This window comes from Halopseudomonas yangmingensis (assembly GCF_900114825.1).
Classification (GTDB): Bacteria; Pseudomonadota; Gammaproteobacteria; order Pseudomonadales; family Pseudomonadaceae; genus Halopseudomonas; species Halopseudomonas yangmingensis.
This window is the reverse complement of record NZ_FOUI01000001.1, coordinates 229,796-249,875: the sequence shown is the minus strand read 5'-3', so window position 1 is coordinate 249,875 and position 20,080 is coordinate 229,796. Positions and strand designations below refer to the sequence as shown.

Here is a 20,080-nt window from a genome sequence, read left to right as displayed (position 1 = left end):
TGTTTTAGCTCTGGCCCACAGTTGCCACTATGGTGACCTGCTTGCTGTCGGGTATTTCCTGGTAGGACAGAACATGGGCTGCCGGTGCCGCATACCGCACAAAACGCGCCAGCATGCTGCGGATCTGTCCGGCTACCAGCAGTACCGCCGGCTTGCCGAGCATTTCCTGGCGCTGCACCGCATCAGCCAGTGAGCGTTGCAGCTTTTCCGCCATCCCGGGCTCCAGCAAAATTCCGTCATCACTGCCCTGTCCTGCCCGTTGAACACTCTGAAGCAACATTTGTTCCAACTTTGGATCCAAAGTGATCACAGGTAGCTCGGAGTCAAGCCCGACAATGCTTTGCACGATTGAGCGCGACAATGCGATGCGCACCGCGTTGATGATCGTGCCAGTATCCTGACTCTTGCCAGCCTGGTTGGCGATGGCCTCGGCAATGGTACGGATATCACGTACTGGCACTTGCTCCTGCAACAACCCTTGCAGCACCTTGAGCAGCCCGGACAGGGAAATAAGACCCGGCACCAGCTCCTCCGCCAGTTTTGGCGAGGCCTTTGCCAGCACTTGCATCAGCTGCTGCACTTCCTCGTGACCAATCAGCTCGTGGGCATGCTTGTGCAGTATCTGGTTAAGGTGGGTAGCGACCACCGTACTGGCATCCACCACCGTATAGCCGAGCGACTGCGCCTGGTCTTTCTGCGCCGCCTCGATCCACACCGCATCAAGGCCAAACGCCGGATCCTTGCCGGGGATACCGCGCACCTCGCCAAAAACCTGACCAGGGTTGATCGCCAAATCACGGTCCGGATGAATTTCGGCCTCAGCCACCCCCACGCCCATCAGGGTAATACGGTAGGCATTCGGCGCCAGATCAAGGTTGTCGCGGATATGCACCGAGGGCATCAGGAAACCCAGCTCCTGCGACAACTTTTTGCGCACACCCTTGATTCGCGCCAGCAACTGACCTCCCTGATTACGGTCAACCAGCGGAATCAAGCGGTAGCCAACTTCCAGCCCGACCATATCCACAGGCGTCACATCATCCCAGCCCAGCTCCCGTGTTTCTGGCCGTGGCGCTGCCGGCGCCTCGGTTTGCTGACGCTCTACCTCGGCCTCCGCTGCCACCTTTTGCTGCTGTTTACGGGCGATCAGCCAGGCCGCACCGGCTGCCATGGCACCAAGACTGAGAAAGGCGAAATGCGGCATACCCGGAATGCTGCCCATCACCAGCAGAATCGCTGCGGCAATCGCCAGCGCCTTGGGCGAGGCAAACATCTGTCGCTGGACCTGCTCACCCATATCCTCGGAGGTCGAGACCCGGGTAACCATGATGGCCGCCGCCGTGGACAGCAGCAACGAAGGAATCTGCGCCACCAGACCGTCACCGATGGTCAGCAGCACGTAGATACGCCCGGCATCGGCAAAGGCCAGATTGTGCTGGACCATGCCAATCGCCAGGCCGCCAATGATATTGATCGCCAGAATCAGCAGACCAGCCACCGCATCACCACGCACGAACTTGCTGGCACCGTCCATCGAGCCATAGAAGTCGGCTTCCTGCGACACCTCCTGACGACGGAGCTTGGCTTCTTCCTGGGTAACAAGACCGGCGTTCAGATCAGCATCAATGGCCATCTGCTTGCCGGGCATGGCGTCCAGGGTAAAACGCGCGCTGACCTCGGAGATGCGCCCGGCACCCTTGGTCACCACCACGAAGTTGATGATCATCAGAATGGCGAACACCACCAGACCGACCACATAGTTGCCACCGATCACCACCTCACCGAAGGCCTTGATCACCTTGCCGGCAGCATCACCCCCCTCATGACCATAGAGCAGAACCACCCGCGTCGAAGCAACGTTCAGCGCCAGACGCAGCAGCGTGGCTACCAGCAGGATGGTCGGGAATACTGCAAAATCCAGCGGTCTCAGGGCATAGGCGCAAACCAGCAGCACTACCAGCGCCAGAGCGATATTGAAGGTAAAGAACACGTCGAGCAGGAATGGCGGAACCGGCAGCATCATCATGCCGAGAATCACCAGCAACAGAATCGGCACGCCGAGACTGCCATGCCGCAGCCCGGACAGACCGGTCCGCATGTTTCCCATCAGTTGAGCGCGATCGACAGCCATGCCACTGAATTCCCGAACAGATTATTGACGCTGGTTAGTGTTGCACACCTACTTTGCAAGAAATATTCCACATTACAGAGGACCCTATTGCAATCGACTGCCCAAACCGCCGGCAGCTTTGCGCCATGCGTTGAATCTATTGGCTAGCCGTTGCGAAACAGTTATCGTCGCAACACCTTTTTTGAGCCAGCTTCCACAAATGAAATGCTTTCCCGATGCCGGGCAAGATCGCGCCCTGCTGCCTGCAGACCGCCATCTTTCAGCGGTTTGCAGTTACTTCAAACGTCTTCGCGGCATAGCCGGCCTGCTGTTGCTGCTCGGGGCCGCCAGTCTGGGGCTGGGCGGCTGCAGCACAGCACCGGTCAGCAACGACTTGCCCGGCTACGATACCCGGCATACGGCCGGAAAGGACGTCTGGACAGAGCTGTCCAGACAATTTGCGATACCGCTACCAACAGAGGCGGCAGGCCGCGCCAGAGTGCAACGCTACGTCGACTTTTACCTGCTCAACAGCAACATCGTCACCGTTTCTCTAGAGCGCTCCGAACCCTGGGCTGAATATCTGCTGAGTGAGCTCAAGCGCCGCAACCTGCCCGGCGAGCTTTTTCTGGTTCCATTGATCGAATCAGGCTTTTCGGCGCGCGCCACCAGCCCGAGCGGCGCTGCCGGGATATGGCAGTTCATGCCAGCAACAGGTGCGCATTATGGGTTGCGCCAAACCACAGATTTCGATGGACGGCGCGATGTCTTTGCCTCCACCGATGCAGCCCTGGATTACCTGGAAAGTCTGTACAACCGCTTTGGCGATTGGCAGCTGGTGCTTGCAGCCTTCAACTACGGACAGGGCAACGTGGCGCGCGCGATGGAAGCCAACCAGCTGGCTGGCAGAAAAACCGATTACTGGTCGCTGCAACTTTCCTCTGATGCGATGGGCTATGTACCGAAAATTCTCGCCCTGCGCCAGATCCTCGAGAGCCGCCGCATTCAGCCACCGGCGTACCGGCCTGAAAACGCGGTGGTCGGCATCCCTGTCGATGCCAGCCTTGATCTGCACCGGGTTGCTGGTCTGACCAATGTATCGCTCGACGACTTGCGAAACCTCAATCCAGCAACCCGCACGACCGAACTGCCGACGGTTCCCGGAACCCGGCTTGCCATTCCCCGCACAGCATTAGCCGACCTGGCACGACATGATCCCAGGAGAATCAACACACGCGACCCCATTGAATCCGCTCGCGCGGGCCTGCTGGCGAAAGCCTCTGCAACCCGGTCACAGCGGGTCAACACACCCGTCCCGGCGCGCCATGGCAACGCGCTGCGCGAACACATTGTGCAGCCGGGCGAAACGCTCTGGGGCATTGCCGCGCGCCACCATGTCGACCTTGGAGAACTGGGCGAGATCAACACCTTGCCGCGTGGCGCCATCCTTAGTCCCGGCCAGCGCCTGATGCTTCCAGCGCCACAAAGCCCGGCTGCAACGCAACAATTCCACCGAATTCAACCCGGCGACACACTGAACGCCATCGCCCGTCTCTACGGGGTCACGCTGGATGCACTGCGTGAGGCAAACCATATTCCCGGCGAGTTGTTGCGTGTTGGTGAAACACTGGCCATACCTGCCCGGCGCTGACCGTCCTGCAGAGAAAAAGCCCACTTCCCAGTCAACAGCGAATCTGCTAAAAAGGCGCCACGCGGGTGTAGCTCAATGGTAGAGCTTTTGGTTCCCAACCAAATGACGAGGGTTCGATTCCCTTCACCCGCTCCACGATGACTTTCCAGGGTCTTCCGCCGAACGCCAGGGAACGTCGTAAGTCATTGTCAGGATTGAGGATTTTCACCCAATCTCGATCCACTGACATCCAGCGAAATCCACTCACAGCCGGTTCCAACTGGTACGTTGAGTGGTACATTGGCAATGCGGAGGTTCCCAAAACCGTATTGTTGCTGGAGGAGCCGGGGTTCCGTCGGGAACATGGCATCCAACTCGTTTCGCAGGAGTTGGGCTCATGCTTTCAGACCTCCAGGTTCGACAGGCCAAGGTGACCGGCAAGGCGTATTCGCTTGTCGATTTCGACGGTCTCTACTTCCATATCTCAGCCACCGGCTTCAAGGCCTGGCACTTCCGCTTCACTTGGGGCGGCAAGCGCGAGCGCATGTCCTTCGGCGGCTATCCCGCGCTTTCCCTGAAAGATGCCCGTCATCTGCGCGACGAGGCCCGGGCCATGCTGGCCAAGGACATCAACCCGCATTCGGAACGCAAGCGCAAACGCCACGTGATTGTCCTGGCGGGCGAGCACACCTTCCAGGCCATCTACGACAAATGGCTGGCCCACCGCAGCCTCTCTCTGGAAAATGAGGGCCGCCAGAGCACGCCCAAACAGATCGGGCGCGTCTTCGCCAAGGATGTGTTTCCCGTATTGCGCCACCTGACCGTCTACGACGTCACTCGCGCCCACCTGCTGGACATCATCGACAGAGTGGAAAAACGTGGCTCGCTGTCGGTCGCCGAGAAGCTGCGCACCTGGTTCAGCCAGCTATTCACCTACGCCTCGGTGGTGGTGCCCAACATGGGCGACAACCCGGCCAAGGATTTGGATGTGGTGGCGATGCCGCTGCCGCCGGTGGAGAACAACCCCTTTTTGCGCATGCCCGAACTGCCGGCAATGCTGCAGACGTTGCGCAAGTACAGCGGCCGCCTGAATACGCAACTGGGTCTACGTCTGCTGCTGCTCACGGGCGTGCGCACCGGTGAATTGCGCTACGCCACGCCCGATCAGTTCGATCTGGAGCGCGGTCTGTGGATCATCCCGGTTGTCAGGCTCAAGCAACGCAAGCAGCTCACCAAGAAGAAGCGCCAGCGTTTCGCCGACATCCCGCCGTACATCGTGCCACTGTCGTTGCAGGCACAAGAAGTCGTTCGTCATCTGCTGGGAAATCTGAAGCCAGCGCAGGTCTATCTCATTCCCGGTGATTGGTGCCTGAAAAAACCTCTCAGCGAGAACACGCTCAATGGCGCGCTCAAGCGCATGGGCTATGAAGATCAGCTCACTGGGCACGGCGTTCGCGCCACCATATCGACCGCGCTCAATGAATTGGGCTATCCGCCCAAGTGGGTAGACGCCCAACTCTCGCATGCCGATCCGGATCGGATCAGCGCGACCTACAACCACGCCGAGTACGTCGAGCAGCGCCGCGTCATGATGCAAGACTGGGCCGACCGCCTGGACTTGTTCGAGCAGAATCAGGTCGAAGTTGCCAGCACGCACCTGACCATCACGCTGCAGGGTCTGCCCACGATTGCCGGACAGGCGGCAGCGCAGCCGCCCGCCATGAATCCAAACGCCCCTCAGTTGATCGTTGCGCCTGCACCGGATGCGCCAGCGGTTCCAGCTTCCGTCTATCGACTTTCGGCGGTGCATCTGCCCGAGTACGCGCGACCCACGCTGTCAGAGGTGCAGCGCGAGCGCTTGCAATTGCTGGAGATGTTCGAGGCATCCCACAACCTGTCGGTGGCCGACTACGCCAAGCTGGTTGGCAAGTCCCGCCGCTGGATCACTTACGAGATTCAGGCTGGCAATCTCCTGTCGATCCATCTGGGTCACCGTGGACAGCGCGTCCCGGACTGGCAACTCGACCCCATCAAACGCAAGCTGATTCAGGCTGTCCTGAAGCTGGTGCCGCGCGGCATCGACACCTGGCACATCTATCACGCACTGCTGCGGCCATACGATGCCCTGGGCAAGTGTCCAGTCATCGAGGCAGTCGATCCGACCAACCTGCATCTTGCAGCTCGACTGGTCGCCGCACATGCCATAGAAACCGATGAGCTTGCAGAGCAATCGGAAGTATCTCCGGTGCTGGCCAGGCAGACTGTAGAGCGCCTGGTAAAAACGGCAATGTTGGTTGATACGCCCGAAGATCTGGTCGCCCGTTGAGCTGAGGCCGGACGGCAGCCCGTCCGGTCAAGGTCCAAGCAGGGAACCAATAGGTCGATCGTTGCATGACCACCCGCCAACTCGCGATTTCCAAGTATTGGCAGGCAGTGTTTAGCGTCGAATCTGCGCTTGGCAGTCACCATAGGCGACTTCTCTGTGATGCTATCTCGCTATATCAGTATCCTGATCGGATATGACGCCAGCGGATTTCCGCAGCCAATCCCAAGCCCCGCAGGCAAAGCCAGAGTCCGATCCGATGCGGCCACGACCCCGCAGGGCTGCGCTCGGCCCTGTGCCGGGATTCGGTGAGAAATGGCTACGCACTGAGCCGCTGCGTGGCCCCGCGATGTCGAAAACCCACGCATGAACCCCCGATCTGTGCCCGATCTGTGCCCAAAGCGGCGCTTGCGCGGCCGCTTCCTACCTGCCAGACTCGCCAAAAAGGGCGGTTGAACTTCCTATACCCCAACTCGCGTGATTTCGTCCACACGGCCTAGATATTCCTGTTTGATTGCGGGAAGCCGATTGCCAACCGGCACTGCGCAAGGTTGTAGGTGGGCTTCATAGCCGCGGCGGCAGCCCAAACCGTTTAGCGTACGAATAGTGGTTTTGTCGCACACGGCAACGGATGGGGGAGTAAACTTGGAGACATCAGAGGCATTATTGCTGCTCGAGGCCTTGGGCATCGGACTTCTGATCGGGATCGAGCGCGAGCGGAATGCAGGCGTGACCGGGGGGCTTGTCCCGGCAGGCGTGCGCACCTTTGCGCTCGCCTCACTGACCGGTGCGCTGAGTCAGATTGCCGGTGGATGGCCAATGCTCGCCGTCGCCGTCGCCGTCATCGGCGGCCTTCGCATGGCGACGCACCTGTCCCAACCGGATCGCCAAGCGGGCCTGACCACCAGCCTTGCCCTGTTGATCGTGGTCGTGCTGGGTGCGCTGTCAATCGAGCACACGTTCCTTGCGGCGGCATCGGGCGTCCTGGTTGCGGCGCTCTTGGCTGCGCGCACGGTGCTGCGCGACTTCAGCCGCTCGGTGCTAAACGATTTCGAGATCCGCGACGGTCTCATCCTCGGCGTCTCGGCGCTCCTGATCCTGCCGATCCTGCCCAACGAAGCATTGGGTCCGGGCGGGGCGATCAATCCACAGAAACTGTTCGTGATCGTCATTCTTGTCATGGCGATCGGCGCTGTCGGCCACATCTGCACACGGGTCTTCGGTTCACGGCTGGGTCTGCCATTAAGCGGTTTCCTCTCCGGGTTCGTGTCGAGCACCGCCACCGTGGTGGCTATGTTGAAGAAGGTGCAGGATCGGCCGCTCGAGGCCTATCCCGCCGCTGCGGGTGTTACGTTCTCCTCAGTTTCGTCGCTCGCGCAGACCGGTATCGTACTGCTGTTTCTCAGCCCTTCGATGTTCACACTTGCAGCCCCGATCCTGATCATCCCTTCGCTAGTGGCATTGCTCTACGGGACCGTGCTTGCACGCATCGGATCGCGCGGCGGCGGAGCAGAGCCCGATGGGCTCGAACTTCCCAGTCGGATATTCAGCGTCCGGGGCGCCGTGAGCTTTGCGGCTATGGTGGCAACAGTCATTGTCGTCTCCGCTGTCCTGAACGAGTATTTCGGAAGCGAGGCCATCTTGGTGTCGGCGGCACTCGCTGGGCTGGTGAGCACGGGATCCGCTGCGGTTGCGTTGGCCTCGCTGGTTGTGGCCGGACAGCTGCCCGCATCCGAGGCGGTCGTGCCGCTGGCAGCAGCGATCAGCGTGAATGCCGGGGTACGGATCGTCCTGGCCTTGCGGGGAGGAGCGGCGGCGTTCGGCTGGTCTGTTGCCGGCGGCCTGATGCTGACGGCCGCTGCTGTCTGGGCGGGGTGGTGGTTTGCAGCAGCCATCAGCATAATGGTCGCGCCCTGAGCCTCATGCCGCGGCGCAAACGCGTAAATCGCTACACATCAGGAATGGGATGGTCCAAAAACAACTTCGCGGCGAAGATGTCGGCTCTGAGGCTCTGAGATAGCCGAGCTGTTGGTCTTTGATTGACCCCAAGCGAAGCAGTATGCCGTTCTGTTTTTTGCGGAGAAGGTTGTCTTTCAGGCCCGTCCCCTCCGCCACTTTCCCCCGCGAAAGCGTTCTCCCGATCCGGCTGTGGCCAGATTTTTCCGTTGTTTTCGAGGGTTATGCGTATGGGGCTGTTCAGCGGCGTCGGTGCCAGGAGGTCCGGTAGAGGTCTCTCATGGCCGATATTCTCCGGACCTCATGACTGCGCGGATTTGGTGAATTTGTTGCAAATATCTGGATTTGCGAGACTTTTTCTACGTCGCAGCTGGGCACATCGACACCAGTGGCGTTCGCTGAAATGGAACAGAACTCGAACTTTTGCTACAGCCAGCCGGCACGGTCGTCTCACGCATCAACTTCCGCGATGCGGACCGTACCGCCTTCAGACCTTCGACGGCGTCCACCCCATCGCTTACGGCTCATCGCTGCTCTGCGTCGCCTCACTGTGATGACGGCAGCCTGCGAACAAGGCACTCGTCATTCGCCCATGGACTGTGCGTCGGCCTGCAGCGTTGTCCCCTTCAACCACCCACGCCACAACGAGCAGCCCAATCGGCACTGCCCTCTACAAGATGTTGCTCATGAGGGTGTCGTTGTGCCATGTTGACCGTGACCCGATCTTGAATTCATACGGAGCAACGCAGCAACAGAGTCTTCGTTCATCTTAGACACTCATTAACGTCGATTGGCGCAAATTCGGCAGCAGCGTGGAGCGACGCCCCCGAAACCATGACACAAACTCCTCGTAGTGATGCCAACCAGAATATAGAAAAACAAGAGCAGGGAGAACGTCCGTACATGTCATTCCGTTATATCGGATCAAAGGCCCGTGTCGTCGACACCATCATCGACCGGATCGGGTCGCCGGATAGCGGGATGTTCATTGATGCATTTTCGGGGACTGGTGCGGTTGCGGAAGCTGCTTCCAGAGCCGGTTGGAAAGTACATGTAAACGATCATCTGAGTTCGTCGGCCATCATGTCATTCGCGAGGCTGGTCTCCAAAGCCGACGTTCTGTTTTCCGGGCTCGGGGGGTATGCCAGTGCCGTCGATGTGCTGAACTCGCTCAAGCCACAGCGCGGCTTCATCTGGCGTGAATACAGCCACAACATTGTTCTGTGTCCCGCATGTATTTCACGGAAGGCAATGCCCAGAAGATCGGTGCAATCCGCAGCCAGATCCGCGAATGGCGCTCTCGTGAAGACATAAACCAGAGTGAAGAACGTGTTCTGATCGCAGACCTAGGTCATGTTGACAAATGGCGGAGCCAGAGGCGGATCGACGTGATGTCGATGAAGCCCAGGAAGCTTTCGGCGGTCTTGTCGTAGCGGGTGGCGACGCGACGGGCATTCTTGAGCTTGTTGAAGCACCGCTCAACGAGATTGCGCAGGCGGTAGAGCCTGCGGTCAACGGCGACCCGTAGCTTCCGGGTTTTGCGCATGGGGATGACCGGCACCACGTCGCGCACCTCCATGGTCTTGCGGATGTTGTCGGAGTCGTAGACGCGGTCTGCGAGCAGAACGCTTGGCTCGGGCAGGTTGTCAGCCATGACCAGATCGAAGCCGAGGTAGTCCGATGTCTGCCCGGCCGTGATCTCGGTTCTCATGGGCAGGCCTGCCGCATTGACCCGCAGATGGATCTTGGTCGTGAAGCCACCTCGCGAGCGGCCGAAACCTTGGCGCGGAGTCCCCCTTTATGGATGGCCCGCCCCACTTCGAGAAGCACGGCGCGCTGGAGCAAGCGCACTACCGGCCCGCAGCGCGCGCGCCGCCGCCGGCCGCGTGACGAGGTGCCGGCCACACAGCCGGCAGCCAAGCCAGAGTCCGATCCGATGCGGCCACGCCCCCGCAGGGCTGCGCTCGGCCCTGTGCCGGGATTCGGTGAGAAATGGCTACGCACTGAGCCGCTGCGTGGCCCCGCGATGTCGAAAACCCACGCATGAACCCCCGATCTGTGCCCGATCTGTGCCCAAAGCGGCGCTTGCGCGGCCGCTTCCTACCTGCCAGACTCGCCAAAAAGGGCGGTTGAACTTCCTATACCCGGATGGCTCATGTCGGCATAAATCAGCCGATCACCGCGCAACTCGCCAGGCCAAACGGCCACGACGCGCCTGGAGTGAGCCAGCCGCCTGACGAGGTCAAGCGGGTTGATCTGTAGGCTGGGCTCGAACAGCAACTCAAGATTGTCGAGCAGCAGCGGGGCTTCGCCTCGTTCCCCGAATGTTTCAAGCAGCGCAATCTCACGCAGCAGTTCGCCTGCCGAGAAGCCGCGCTTGTTGTTCGGCGTGGCGGCCAATCGGCGCCCCAGTTCCAGGCCGACGTTGAGTGGCTCGATGTTGAGCTTGTTGCCGAGCTGGCGCAGCAGTTGGGTTTTGCCACTGCGGCTGGAGCCGACCAGCAGGATCAACTTGCTGTTGAGGTCGCCAATTTCGCTGATGAGTCGTTCGAGTTTTGCGAGCATGCTTATCCCATCAGTCCATCTCGGCTTCGAGCCGTTGTTGATCAGGGGAGCGGTAACCCGGCGCCAGCACCGCATTGCGCACGCCGTAGATCGCCAGATGGTCCTTCAACCAAAGCCGGTACTCCGGGCCGCGCAGGCGATGGTCGGGGGAGCAGTCCACACTCCATTTGCGCAGGATGTAGCCCGCCGTGGCGGCGCGCAGCTTCATGTGCAGTGCACCACCCTGCATGCCGTAGTCCATTTCGGTGATTTCTGGCCGTGGCTGGTCGGGATGAGGAACCAGCTCCAGCTCGACAATCCGGGTCCACTGGATGTCTTGACCGCTCATCTCGTGGGACTCTACGGGCTGCCCCTTGCGCACCACAGGGCGCTTGATCCGGGTGAGGACGAAATCGCGGAACTCCTGCGATTTGCGGTCGAAGGCGCGGACGTGCCAGCGCAGGCCGTTGTCGATCAGCGCGAACGGGACGATCTCCCGCGCGGTGCGACCGCTGGAGATGGAGTGGTACTCGATGCCGAGCGGGCACTCGTAATGAATGGCCCGAGTGACGCTCGCCAAGATTGTTAGGTCAGGGTGAGTGAGCCGGGACGGGCTCTCGCTGGCCACCCACGCCTTGATGTGCATCGGTTCACCGTCGCCAAACCCCTGGGTCAGCCACGACAACACTCGCTCGGGTGGGAAATCGAAGATCTGCTGGAAGCTCGAACCCAGGACGTAGAACTTGCCTTTGCCGTCGTAGTCGATATTGCCCGGAGCCAAGTCCTTGTACAGCGCCAGGTCCCTGGACGCGGCAGCGGACTGGATACCAAAACGCGCGACCAAGTCCTGGCGGCGCATCTCCCCAATGAAGCGCAGACGCAATTCCACGAACGCGAGACGGTCACGCTGTGGCTGGGTGAGATCGGCAAGCTGTTGGTGGGGCATCCTGACTGGCTCGTTCGGGTTAGCGAATGCTCGTGTAAATTTCTGCAGAAAGTATATGGTCTGCGTGGAAAGACGTCTATAAATCTAAGTTGATTCACTAGTTAGCTGCATTGTGATAACCATTTTTGAGATGCAAATGAGTGATCCTGCGTGGACTGGCAGGCGCTTCAGTCCAGCGCAGCGCGCCAGGAGTGACGTGGACTGGACGTGCATCCAGCAGGTCACTGCGGACGAGAGCTGGTGCGAATAGATCGCTGATACGGAACAGGAGCACGGCCCATGGAACTGCGACACCTTCGCTGCTTTGTGGCTCTCGCAGAAGAGCTGCACTTCACACGGGCCGCAGAGCGCCTGCATATCGAACAGCCACCCTTGTCCCGCGCCATCAAAGAGCTTGAGGATGACCTGGGCGTGGTGCTCTTCGAGCGCAACCGCCGAGGCACGGTACTGACCGAAGCGGGTGCAACGTTCCTGCAAGATGTGCGCAGGGTGTTCGCCGTCCTCAAACAGGCTCAGGAGAACGTCCGGGCGGTCGCTGCGGGCTTGAGCGGAAGCCTTCGCATCGCCGTGTCCGACGGCGCAATCGATCCCAGGCTGTCGGCCCTCCTGGCCCGCTGCCGCGAGGAAGAGCCGGAGATCGAGATTCGCCTGTCCGAAGTGCCGTTGGCCGATCAGTTGCGTGGTTTGCGCTCAGGTGACTTCTCGATCGGGTTTGCGCACACGGCGGAAGTCGGCGACGACATCGTTACCGAGCCACTCTGGCACGATCCGCTGGTGGTAGCCGTGCCCGCCCGGCATCCTTTACTTTCACACAAGGCTGTTCCGCTGCATCAGCTTGCGATCTACCCACTGGTCTTATGTGACCCGCAGGCATGCGAAGGCTACCATCGTGAACTGGCGCGGCTGCTGCGGCCTTTGGAGCGTCCACCCGACGTCGCCGAGCACGTGTCGTCATTGGACATGATGCTCACCCTGGTCGGTGCCGGCTACGGGGTAGGCTTCATCACCGAAACCAGGATCGCGGCGAACCTGCGCCCCGACGTGGTGATCCGCCCTCTGGCCATGGATTCCGCAGTCATCACGACCTACTTGCTACGGCCCGCCGGCGAGGACTCGCCGGTGTCGGTGGAGCGATTCATCGCGCGCCTGCGCGCGCACTCGGACGATTGATCCGCAGCGGCCAGGACTGGCTGCCTGAAGCCTGCCAGTGCGGTATCCGGAGGAGAAGTCTCGTCAATAATGTTCACTGGTGGTAAAATTCCAGGGTACTTACGCTCGTCGCAACCCGTGAGAAAGCAAGCGCCATGAATGTTGGACAAGCCATTCGACTGTGCCGAACGCAACGGGGCGTCTCTCAAAGCACCATTGCGAACCGAGCCAATTGCTCCGTGTCGTACTTGTCGATGCTTGAGAACAATAAGCGCGACCCGACACTTTCGACGGTTACAAGAATTGCCGAGGCATTGCATGTGCCTGTCGGCCTGCTGTTCGTTCTGGCTGCCGACCAAAGCGAACTGGGTGCGATAGACGAGCACGTCGCCGATCAGTTAATGCAGTCTGCGCTGGCATCACTGGGAGCATCGGCCAACATGACAGCGCAGGTGGGAGGCCACTATGGCTAATGCCGAACAACTCAAGGCGTTGGTGAAATCCCATATCGAGCGGGATGACCAGCATTTCTATTCTGTTGCCATGCAGGTCGCGGCCCGTGAAGCGAAGGTAGGTCACGGCAAGCTTGCCGAAGAACTCCGCGACATGATCGACGCGGCAAAAGCCCGTGTCTCGCCGGGTGGCCCCGAGGGCAAACTGGTGCCGTTGGCCCGTCCTCGCGGTGAGCTGGCAAACTTGCTGACGGTTTCCTATCCGAAGAATCGTCTGTCGGACATGGTGCTTGATGCGGAGATGGCCGAACAACTTGGTCGCATCATGAAAGAGCAGAGGCATCATTTGCGCATCCGCGAGCATGGCCTGTCGCCGAGACGCAAACTGCTGCTGGTCGGGCCTCCGGGCACCGGCAAGACGATGACCGCCTCTGTGTTGGCCGGTGAACTTGGCATTCCGCTGTTCTCCGTTCGACTGGATGCACTGATCACCAAGTTCATGGGGGAGACCGCCGCCAAGCTGCGTCAAATATTCGATGCCATCAATGATGTGCGAGGCGTCTACTTCTTTGACGAATTCGACGCCATCGGCTCACAAAGAGGGCTGGCCAATGACGTGGGTGAGATTCGGCGGGTACTGAACAGTTTTCTGCAAATGATCGAGAGCGACCAATCTCATAGCTTGATCGTTGCAGCAACGAACCATGTTGAGATCCTTGACTACGCGCTTTTTCGCCGATTTGATGACGTGATCGAGTATCGGCTCCCGAGCGCGCCGCAGGCCACCAAGCTGATCCAGTCGCGGCTTGGGAAGTTCGCGCCCAAGCCCTTTCCGCTCAAGGCCATCACAGCCAAGGCAGAAGGCTTGAGCTACGCGGAGATCAGACGTGCCGTAGATGAATCCATCAAGGAAGCCGTGATGCACGACGAGGAGCGCGTAAAAGCAGATGTGCTGACACGTGCTTTCGATGAGCGCCGCAAATTGAACCTCAGAATGAACAACAAGAAGGTCGCACCGAGCAATGCCGGATCAACTACAAGCTAAGCGCCCACATTTCATTCTTCGAGACACATCTCAAGCCGTCGAGTTCAAAGCGCACTCTGCTGGCGGTGGATCGACACGCAGCGTGCCGACGTTGCCCCGGCAGCAGCACGGTGCATCCCTTCGCGACCAGGTTGAAAACTTGAAGCCCGCTGCAGCAGAGGCGGTGCAAGGTCAGCGAGACCTGCAACTGGAAAGCGGGTTGGGCTTGCAAATCCAGTTTTCCAGCCAACCTGATGTCGAGTTGGCATTCGAGAGCTTGGCGAACGAAACCAGGAACATTGAACTTCTCAGTGTTCGTCGCGAAGGCAACCAGACCTTCGCCAATGTCTTCGTTCCTGATGGAAAGCTGGCGCACTTCGAGAAATACATATCCGACTATCTGGAGGAGAAGAAGGACAGTCGCGGTCAAGCGCGCGATCACCGGAAGCTGTTGGATGCCATCGAATCCATCCGAACTGCAGAAATCAGGGCTCTGTGGACTGACGCTCCCGAACTGCTGCCTGACGATCTTGCGACCGCCTTCTGGTGGGAGGTATGGCTTCCGGTTCGAGGGGCGGGGCAGCGGCAAGTCGTTGTAGAGGACTTCAAGAAGCTTGCTCGATTGGCGGAATGTGTCGTCAGTGACAAGCAGGTCAATTTTCCCGAACGCACGGTGTTGTTGATGTATGGGTCGCAGCAGCAGTTCTCGCGGTCGGTGATGACGCTGAACTGTGTCGCTGAACTTCGCTACGCCAAGGAGACGGCCGAGTTCTTCGACGGCATGGGCATCAGTGAACAACGGGAGTGGGCGGACGACTTGCTGCATCGCGCCCAGTTGAGGCCATCAGGCGACACCGCTCCGCGAGTCTGCTTATTGGATTCCGGCGTGACGCGCGCGCATCCGCTCTTGGAGCCGTTGATGGATGCGAGCGATTTGCATACCGTGGAGCCGGCCTGGGGCGTGGATGATGAGGCCAATCATGGCACTGGCTTGGCGGGCTTGGCTGCCTATGGCGATCTCACAGACGCCCTGGCGTCTGCGGATTCGATCAACGTCCCTCATCGGCTGGAGTCAGTCAAGCTGATACCGGCGGAAGGTGCGAATGAAGGCGATGCGCGCCACCATGCTTACCTTTTCATGGAAGGCGTTGCGCGGCCTGAAATCTCCGCTCCGAATCGGTCGCGCGTGTTCGCTTCGGCGGTGACAGCCTCGGACTACCGTGATCGTGGTCGTCCTTCCTCGTGGTCTGCTGCCGTCGATAGCCTTGCTGCGGATACCGATGGGGTCGGTGAAAGCCCGCGTCTGTTCGTGCTGTCCGCCGGCAACACGCGCGACCCCAATGCATGGGCGGGATATCCAGATAGCCTTTCCACCAATCTCGTGCATGACCCTGGCCAGGCATGGAACGCGATCACGGTGGGCGCTTTTACCGACAAGATCGACACGGAAGGTCATCCTTCCTTGAAGCCCGTTGCCGAAGCCGGCGGCCTCAGCCCTTTCACGACAACAACCAGGACGTGGGATCGCGCATGGCCCTTGAAACCCGAAGTGGTGCTGGAAGGAGGCAATGCAGCCAAGGATGAGCTGGGGGCGGTAGGCATGGCCAGCCTGAACTTGTTGACGACCCATAACCAGCCGTTGGATCGCTTGTTCACTACCAGCAATGCCACCAGTGCCGCATCGGCATTGTGCGCGGGAATGGCGGCGCAGATCATGGCGGCCTATCCGCACCTCCGACCTGAAACCGTGCGTGCGTTGCTGGTACATTCGGCGCAATGGAGCGAGGCCATGCGGGGGATGTACCAGCGCCCGAGGACTATCAGACTCAGGTCAAGCAAAGCGTGCAGCGGCTGGTTCAAAATGCCATCGTGGCAAATGCCCAAGAAAGCATGGCGAACCGGTAACGGGGGGAATGGGGGTGTCGCCAGACTCAGGTGTTTGCGGCCACCCGAAGCGCCCTCTGTACGAATCGCTCTGTCGCAGGATGGAGATGTCCGGTGGGCCTGAGCAAGTGGGCCACGACCTCATAGGGCCCATCCGCCAATGGGCGCAGGCAGATTCCCCACGCCTGCGCCTGGGTGATGCGCGAATGAGCGGAAATCCCCACACCGAGTCCTGCCACAACCATCATGACCATCATCTCGAATGAGGTGACGACCTGGATGGAGAACCTCCTTCTGGCCATAGAAATTCGCTCGTCCAAAGCTGCGCACGGTTCGCCCTGCCAGCGCAGCAAAGAAACATCCATCAGTTCATCCAGCGCGATGAGCTTGTGACTCGCCAGTGGAGATTGAGGAGGGAGTGCCACAGCCAGGTTGGCTCGCCACAGCGGCACACCGTGTAGCGGTAACGGCACATCCTCCTGCAGGGAGATCCCGAGATCGTAGCGACCATCTTGAAGTCCTGAAAGCGACTCACCCGCCGATACCAAGAGTGGTTCGACAGGCGTTTGAGGCTCCTCTGCACGTTGGGATGCCAACAGCTTGGCCAGGCTGGCAGAAGGCACTCCCTCAGTGACAGCGAGCTTGATGAATGTGTCAGGCCTGGAAGCGGACATGCACGCCCTCTCAACAGGTGGGGTTGGTCGAGAAACTAACGACTCATCATAACAAGAGTTAAATTTAACGTGGTTTAGATTGGGCTGCCGAACGACGCTTTTGTTGATGCAAAAGCACACAGTCAAGCGAGGTCGCCCCGCCGGATCAACCACCTTCCAAGCAGAGCCTGCGATCGCTTTTGGTCAGGCCGTTCGAGCATTGTGCGGATTCCACGCCATTCGGACACCCAGTCCAGGCTTATCCGGACAGTCGTTCCACGCTCATCCGGACAGGCAGTCGGAGCGCAGCGACGCAGGGGTGGCATTCTTAGTCCGAGGTGCTCGGTGCCGTCAACTGCTTTGGCCGGCGGCGCATCGATTCGCCCTTGAGGTTGATCCGGTAAGCGTTGTGCACCAGGCGATCGAGGATGGCGTCGGCTAGAGTCGGGTCGCCAATCAGTTCGTGCCAGTTATCCACTGGCATCTGGCTGGTCACCAAGGTCGAGCGCTGGCCGTAGCGATCGTCCAGTAGCTCCAGCATGTCGCGGCGCTGTTCAGCGCTGAACGGGGCCAGCCCCCAGTCATCGAGGATCAGCAGGTCGGTCTTGGCGTAGGCATTCATCAGCTTGGTGAAGCGCCCGTCGCCATGGGCCAGTCCCAGTTCCTCCAGCAGACGTGGCAGGCGCAGGTAGCGCACGCTATAGCCTTGCCGGCAGGCCTGATTAGCCAGAGCGCAGGCCAGCCAGGTCTTGCCCACGCCGGTGGCACCGCTGATGATCAGGTTGAGTCCGTCGCGCAACCACTGACCGCTGCCCAGTTGCAGGATCAGCGCCTTGTCCAGCCCTCGCTGGCTGCGGTAGTCAATGTCTTCGAGGCAGGCGTTGTGGCGTAGCCTGGCCTGGCGCAGGCGGCTGCTCAGGCGCTTGTCGTCGCGTTCGGTGAGTTCACGGTCGACCAGCAGGCCAAGACGCTCCTCGAAGCTCAGGCTGTCGATGTCAGGGGTTTTCAGTTGCTCGGCGAGGGCCTTAAGCATGCCATTGAGGCGCAGGGTCTGGAGCTTGTCCAGGGTTGGATGGGGCAGCATGGTGGGATTCCTTTGTTCAGTGGTAGTAGCCGGGACCGCGCAGGTTGGCGTGGTCGTCCGGCAGTAGGGGCAGGTTCTGTTGCGCCAAGGGTAGGCTCTCCAGACCCTGACGCAGGATGGATTCGAGGCTCTTGTAGCTGCACGCGCCAAGGCTCAGGGCGCGTCGGCAGGCCAGCTCCAAACGCACTTCGCCATGGGCCTTGCTAAGGCGCAGGATGCCCAGGCAGGCGCGGTAGCCATGCTGTGGATGGACGCGCCGTTCGAGGATGTGGCCTATGACCCCGGCGGTGTTCGGGCCGGTCTGTTCAGCCCAGCGGATCAGCCGTTGCGGCGTCCACTCGGCATGCTCGCGATGGCTCTTGGGCATGTGCTCGACCTGCGTGCTGTGACGGCCCTTGTGCTGGGAGCGTACGTGGCTGGCCACCCGTTGGTTGGCGTGGAAGCACTCTACGGTGCGGGCCGTCAGGCGAACCTCCAGCTGCTTTTTCACCAGCTGGTAGGGCACCGAGTAGTAATGCCCGTCGACCTCGACGTGGTAGTCGATGTGCACTCGCGCTTTCTTCCACTCGGCGTAGACGTAGGGCTGCTCCGGCAGCGGGCGCAGGGCCGGACGATCCAGGCTGTTGAAGGCCGACTGGCGGGAGCCCGGCAGTTTCTTGAAGGGCCGATGATTGAGCCGCTCCAGCAACACAGCGATGGCGGTGTTGAGCTCGTCCAGGGAGAAGAACTGGCGATGGCGCAGGGCGGCGAGGATCCAGCGCTCGACCACCTGCACGCCAACCTCGGCCTTGGCCTTGTCGCGAGGCTTACGCGCCCGCGCCGGCACTACCGCCACGCCATAGTGCTCGGCCAGGTCGCGGTAGCTGGGGTTGATGTCCGGCTCGTAACGATGGGCCTTGCTCACCGCACTGCGCAGGTTGTCCGGCACCACGATCTCCGGCACTCCGCCAAGGAAGGCGAAGCAGCAGGCATGGGAGCCCAGCCAGTCCGGCAACTGCTGCGACCAGGTGGCCTCGGCGAAGGTGTAGCTGGAAGCGCCGAGCACTGCGACAAACACCTGCGCCTGACGGATCTCGCCGCTGTGGGGGTCGATCACCGGTACCGTCTGCCCGGCGTAGTCGACGAACAGCTTCTCGCCGACGCGGTGCTCCTGGCGCATCACCACATCCAGCTTGCCCTGCCAGGCCCGGTAGTGGTCACAGAACCAGCTGTACTGATAGCCCTGCGGGTGCACCAGCCGGTATTCCTGCCAGAGCAGTGCCAGGGTCACGCCAGGGCGGCGCAGTTCGGCATGTACCCAAGACCAATCGGGCAGTGGCCGCTGCTCGCTGGGTACCACCGGGGTCGGCTGGAACAGCTGCTGTTCCAGCTCAACATCGGACAACGCACAGGGCCAAGTGAGGCCGCTGGCGGCAAAGCGGCTGAGATAGTCGCCGACGGTGCTGCGGCCAACGCCAAGGCTGCGGGCGATTTTGCGGACGGACAGACCGCAGTCGAACTTGAGGCGCAGCACCTCTCGAATCTTACGCATAGATAAACGCTCCACAATGACCCCTTCGCTTCGAAAAAGAGGCCGATGATAGTGAGTTATCCTGCGTCGCTGCTTGCCTGAAAAGTGTCCGAATGGCCGTGGAATCGGTGTCCGGATACTCGTGGAATAAGTGTCCGGATCAGCCTGGAATCACTGTCCGGATGCGCGTGGAATGGGTGTCCGAGTCAGCGTGGAATACGCAAGCATTGCGAGCAGAGCGAGGTATTGCCCAGGAAGAGATGGCAGCCTTGGCTAATATCGAGCGTTCTCACATGGGGAAGATCGAGCGTGGAGAGCACATGCCGACGCTTGCATTGATACTTAAGATCGCGGCGGCGCTGGATGTTTCGGCTGCTGACTTGATGGCTGTGACCGAATCGAATCTTCGTTCAAAGACGGAAAACTAGAGCGAAGAAGTTCCAGGGGCACTTGTGTCGTCCTCAGTCTCAGTAAGTGCATGAAGACGAGCGACAAATTCATCCAGATAGGTCGGAGTGCTGTTGCTTTCGGAACGCAACAGGGGGCACTGAACTACCGTCCGCCGCGTCAGGGACGCAATCCCAAGACCGGCCAAAAGGTCGAGATCCCGGCCAAGCATGTCCCGCATTTCAAGGCAGGGAAAGAATTGCGCGATCGAGTTGATGCCACCGTTGCGCCGGATACCAAGCAGCAGCGCAAATACACCCTCGACAAGTTGCTGGCCCAGTGCAAATCAGACGCCCCGTCGCCGCGGATATCCGGCTGGGACGACATGGCGCCGCTAGGAAAGGAGCTCCTGTAAGTTGCTTTGGCGA

At 60.3% G+C, this 20,080-nt stretch carries 16 protein-coding genes, 1 tRNA gene and 1 pseudogene; 11 read left to right on the top strand and 7 right to left on the bottom strand.

What is annotated here, in order from left to right; genetic code table 11:
• Positions 1 to 4 precede the first annotated feature (4 nt).
• Positions 5 to 2,131 carry a flagellar biosynthesis protein FlhA gene (flhA, locus tag BMZ23_RS01225; RefSeq protein WP_093471562.1) on the bottom strand — a complete coding sequence of 709 codons (2,127 nt, stop codon included), beginning with the start codon at positions 2,129 to 2,131 and terminating at the stop codon, positions 5 to 7.
• 37 nt (positions 2,132 to 2,168) lie between these two features.
• Here flhA and BMZ23_RS01220 point away from each other — a divergent pair, with 37 nt between their 5' ends.
• The 5 genes from BMZ23_RS01220 (at position 2,169) to BMZ23_RS01195 (ending at position 9,333) form a co-directional block, all read left to right on the top strand.
• A complete protein-coding gene (locus BMZ23_RS01220) occupies positions 2,169 to 3,761 on the top strand; it encodes a LysM peptidoglycan-binding domain-containing protein (RefSeq protein WP_218143536.1) in 1,593 nt (530 codons plus the stop codon).
• Positions 3,762 to 3,822: 61 nt separating this feature from the next.
• A tRNA-Gly gene (locus BMZ23_RS01215) sits at positions 3,823 to 3,896 on the top strand.
• A gap of 241 nt (positions 3,897 to 4,137) precedes the next feature.
• Positions 4,138 to 6,066 carry a tyrosine-type recombinase/integrase gene (locus tag BMZ23_RS01210; RefSeq protein ID WP_093471557.1) on the top strand — a complete coding sequence of 643 codons (1,929 nt, stop codon included), beginning with the start codon at positions 4,138 to 4,140 and terminating at the stop codon, positions 6,064 to 6,066.
• Positions 6,067 to 6,708: 642 nt separating this feature from the next.
• Positions 6,709 to 7,980 carry an MgtC/SapB family protein gene (locus tag BMZ23_RS01200; protein ID WP_143069541.1) on the top strand — a complete coding sequence of 424 codons (1,272 nt, stop codon included), beginning with the start codon at positions 6,709 to 6,711 and terminating at the stop codon, positions 7,978 to 7,980.
• A 942-nt stretch (positions 7,981 to 8,922) separates the two neighbouring features.
• The gene (locus BMZ23_RS01195; RefSeq protein WP_169958919.1) at positions 8,923 to 9,333 is read left to right on the top strand and encodes a DNA adenine methylase; all 411 of its coding nucleotides are present in this window, start codon (positions 8,923 to 8,925) and stop codon (positions 9,331 to 9,333) included.
• Positions 9,334 to 9,370: 37 nt separating this feature from the next.
• Here BMZ23_RS01195 and BMZ23_RS01190 read toward each other — a convergent pair.
• The 3 genes and pseudogenes from BMZ23_RS01190 to BMZ23_RS01175 form a co-directional block, all read right to left on the bottom strand.
• Positions 9,371 to 9,817: pseudogene (locus BMZ23_RS01190) on the bottom strand (IS5-like element ISPme2 family transposase); the annotation flags it as partial.
• 302 nt (positions 9,818 to 10,119) lie between these two features.
• The gene (brxF, locus tag BMZ23_RS01180; protein WP_093471548.1) at positions 10,120 to 10,584 is read right to left on the bottom strand and encodes a BREX-3 system P-loop-containing protein BrxF; all 465 of its coding nucleotides are present in this window, start codon (positions 10,582 to 10,584) and stop codon (positions 10,120 to 10,122) included.
• Positions 10,585 to 10,594: 10 nt separating this feature from the next.
• Complete coding sequence (locus tag BMZ23_RS01175; protein WP_093471546.1) at positions 10,595 to 11,509, bottom strand: WYL domain-containing transcriptional regulator; 915 nt, start codon at positions 11,507 to 11,509, stop codon at positions 10,595 to 10,597.
• Positions 11,510 to 11,788: 279 nt separating this feature from the next.
• Here BMZ23_RS01175 and BMZ23_RS01170 point away from each other — a divergent pair, with 279 nt between their 5' ends.
• From BMZ23_RS01170 to BMZ23_RS01155, 4 genes are all read left to right on the top strand, one after another.
• Entirely contained in the window at positions 11,789 to 12,679 is an 891-nt protein-coding gene (locus BMZ23_RS01170; protein ID WP_093471544.1) for a LysR family transcriptional regulator, read from the top strand.
• A gap of 134 nt (positions 12,680 to 12,813) precedes the next feature.
• The gene (locus BMZ23_RS01165) at positions 12,814 to 13,131 is read left to right on the top strand and encodes a helix-turn-helix domain-containing protein (protein ID WP_023464296.1); all 318 of its coding nucleotides are present in this window, start codon (positions 12,814 to 12,816) and stop codon (positions 13,129 to 13,131) included.
• On the top strand, positions 13,124 to 14,155 hold the full coding sequence (locus BMZ23_RS01160) for an AAA family ATPase (RefSeq protein WP_023112391.1): 1,032 nt from the start codon (positions 13,124 to 13,126) through the stop codon (positions 14,153 to 14,155). The genes BMZ23_RS01165 and BMZ23_RS01160 overlap by 8 nt, the downstream gene beginning before the upstream one ends.
• Positions 14,133 to 16,142, top strand: coding sequence for a S8 family peptidase (locus BMZ23_RS01155; RefSeq protein ID WP_245748082.1), 2,010 nt, complete (start codon positions 14,133 to 14,135; stop codon positions 16,140 to 16,142). The genes BMZ23_RS01160 and BMZ23_RS01155 overlap by 23 nt, the downstream gene beginning before the upstream one ends.
• On the opposite strand, the gene BMZ23_RS01150 is transcribed toward BMZ23_RS01155, so the two are convergent.
• From BMZ23_RS01150 to istA, 3 genes are all read right to left on the bottom strand, one after another.
• Entirely contained in the window at positions 16,066 to 16,692 is a 627-nt protein-coding gene (locus tag BMZ23_RS01150; protein WP_093471541.1) for a substrate-binding domain-containing protein, read from the bottom strand. The two genes, BMZ23_RS01155 and BMZ23_RS01150, sit on opposite strands and share 77 nt — an antisense overlap.
• A 307-nt stretch (positions 16,693 to 16,999) precedes the next feature.
• On the bottom strand, positions 17,000 to 17,755 hold the full coding sequence (gene istB, locus BMZ23_RS01140) for an IS21-like element helper ATPase IstB (protein ID WP_083724417.1): 756 nt from the start codon (positions 17,753 to 17,755) through the stop codon (positions 17,000 to 17,002).
• A gap of 16 nt (positions 17,756 to 17,771) precedes the next feature.
• Entirely contained in the window at positions 17,772 to 19,286 is a 1,515-nt protein-coding gene (gene istA / locus BMZ23_RS01135) for an IS21 family transposase (RefSeq protein WP_143069540.1), read from the bottom strand.
• A 161-nt stretch (positions 19,287 to 19,447) separates the two neighbouring features.
• On the opposite strand from istA, the gene BMZ23_RS01130 reads away from it, so the two are divergent.
• Both BMZ23_RS01130 and BMZ23_RS15340 read left to right on the top strand, forming a co-directional pair.
• Positions 19,448 to 19,693: a helix-turn-helix domain-containing protein gene (locus tag BMZ23_RS01130; RefSeq protein WP_093471535.1), complete on the top strand. Its 246-nt coding sequence runs from the start codon at positions 19,448 to 19,450 to the stop codon at positions 19,691 to 19,693.
• A 50-nt stretch (positions 19,694 to 19,743) separates the two neighbouring features.
• The gene (locus BMZ23_RS15340) at positions 19,744 to 20,067 is read left to right on the top strand and encodes an HU family DNA-binding protein (protein WP_093471532.1); all 324 of its coding nucleotides are present in this window, start codon (positions 19,744 to 19,746) and stop codon (positions 20,065 to 20,067) included.
• Positions 20,068 to 20,080: the final 13 nt, after the last annotated feature.

Coding starts and splice junctions, on each gene's coding strand:
- flhA (WP_093471562.1), bottom strand. CDS start 2,131: ATGGCTGTCGATCGCGCTCAACTGATGGGAAACATGCGGACCGGTCTG.
- BMZ23_RS01210 (WP_093471557.1), top strand. CDS start 4,138: ATGCTTTCAGACCTCCAGGTTCGACAGGCCAAGGTGACCGGCAAGGCG.
- BMZ23_RS01195 (WP_169958919.1), top strand. CDS start 8,923: ATGTCATTCCGTTATATCGGATCAAAGGCCCGTGTCGTCGACACCATC.
- brxF (WP_093471548.1), bottom strand. CDS start 10,584: ATGCTCGCAAAACTCGAACGACTCATCAGCGAAATTGGCGACCTCAAC.
- BMZ23_RS01175 (WP_093471546.1), bottom strand. CDS start 11,509: ATGCCCCACCAACAGCTTGCCGATCTCACCCAGCCACAGCGTGACCGT.
- BMZ23_RS01170 (WP_093471544.1), top strand. CDS start 11,789: ATGGAACTGCGACACCTTCGCTGCTTTGTGGCTCTCGCAGAAGAGCTG.
- BMZ23_RS01165 (WP_023464296.1), top strand. CDS start 12,814: ATGAATGTTGGACAAGCCATTCGACTGTGCCGAACGCAACGGGGCGTC.
- BMZ23_RS01160 (WP_023112391.1), top strand. CDS start 13,124: ATGGCTAATGCCGAACAACTCAAGGCGTTGGTGAAATCCCATATCGAG.
- BMZ23_RS01155 (WP_245748082.1), top strand. CDS start 14,133: ATGCCGGATCAACTACAAGCTAAGCGCCCACATTTCATTCTTCGAGAC.
- BMZ23_RS01150 (WP_093471541.1), bottom strand. CDS start 16,692: ATGTCCGCTTCCAGGCCTGACACATTCATCAAGCTCGCTGTCACTGAG.
- istB (WP_083724417.1), bottom strand. CDS start 17,755: ATGCTGCCCCATCCAACCCTGGACAAGCTCCAGACCCTGCGCCTCAAT.
- istA (WP_143069540.1), bottom strand. CDS start 19,286: ATGCGTAAGATTCGAGAGGTGCTGCGCCTCAAGTTCGACTGCGGTCTG.
- BMZ23_RS01130 (WP_093471535.1), top strand. CDS start 19,448: ATGCGCGTGGAATGGGTGTCCGAGTCAGCGTGGAATACGCAAGCATTG.
- BMZ23_RS15340 (WP_093471532.1), top strand. CDS start 19,744: ATGAAGACGAGCGACAAATTCATCCAGATAGGTCGGAGTGCTGTTGCT.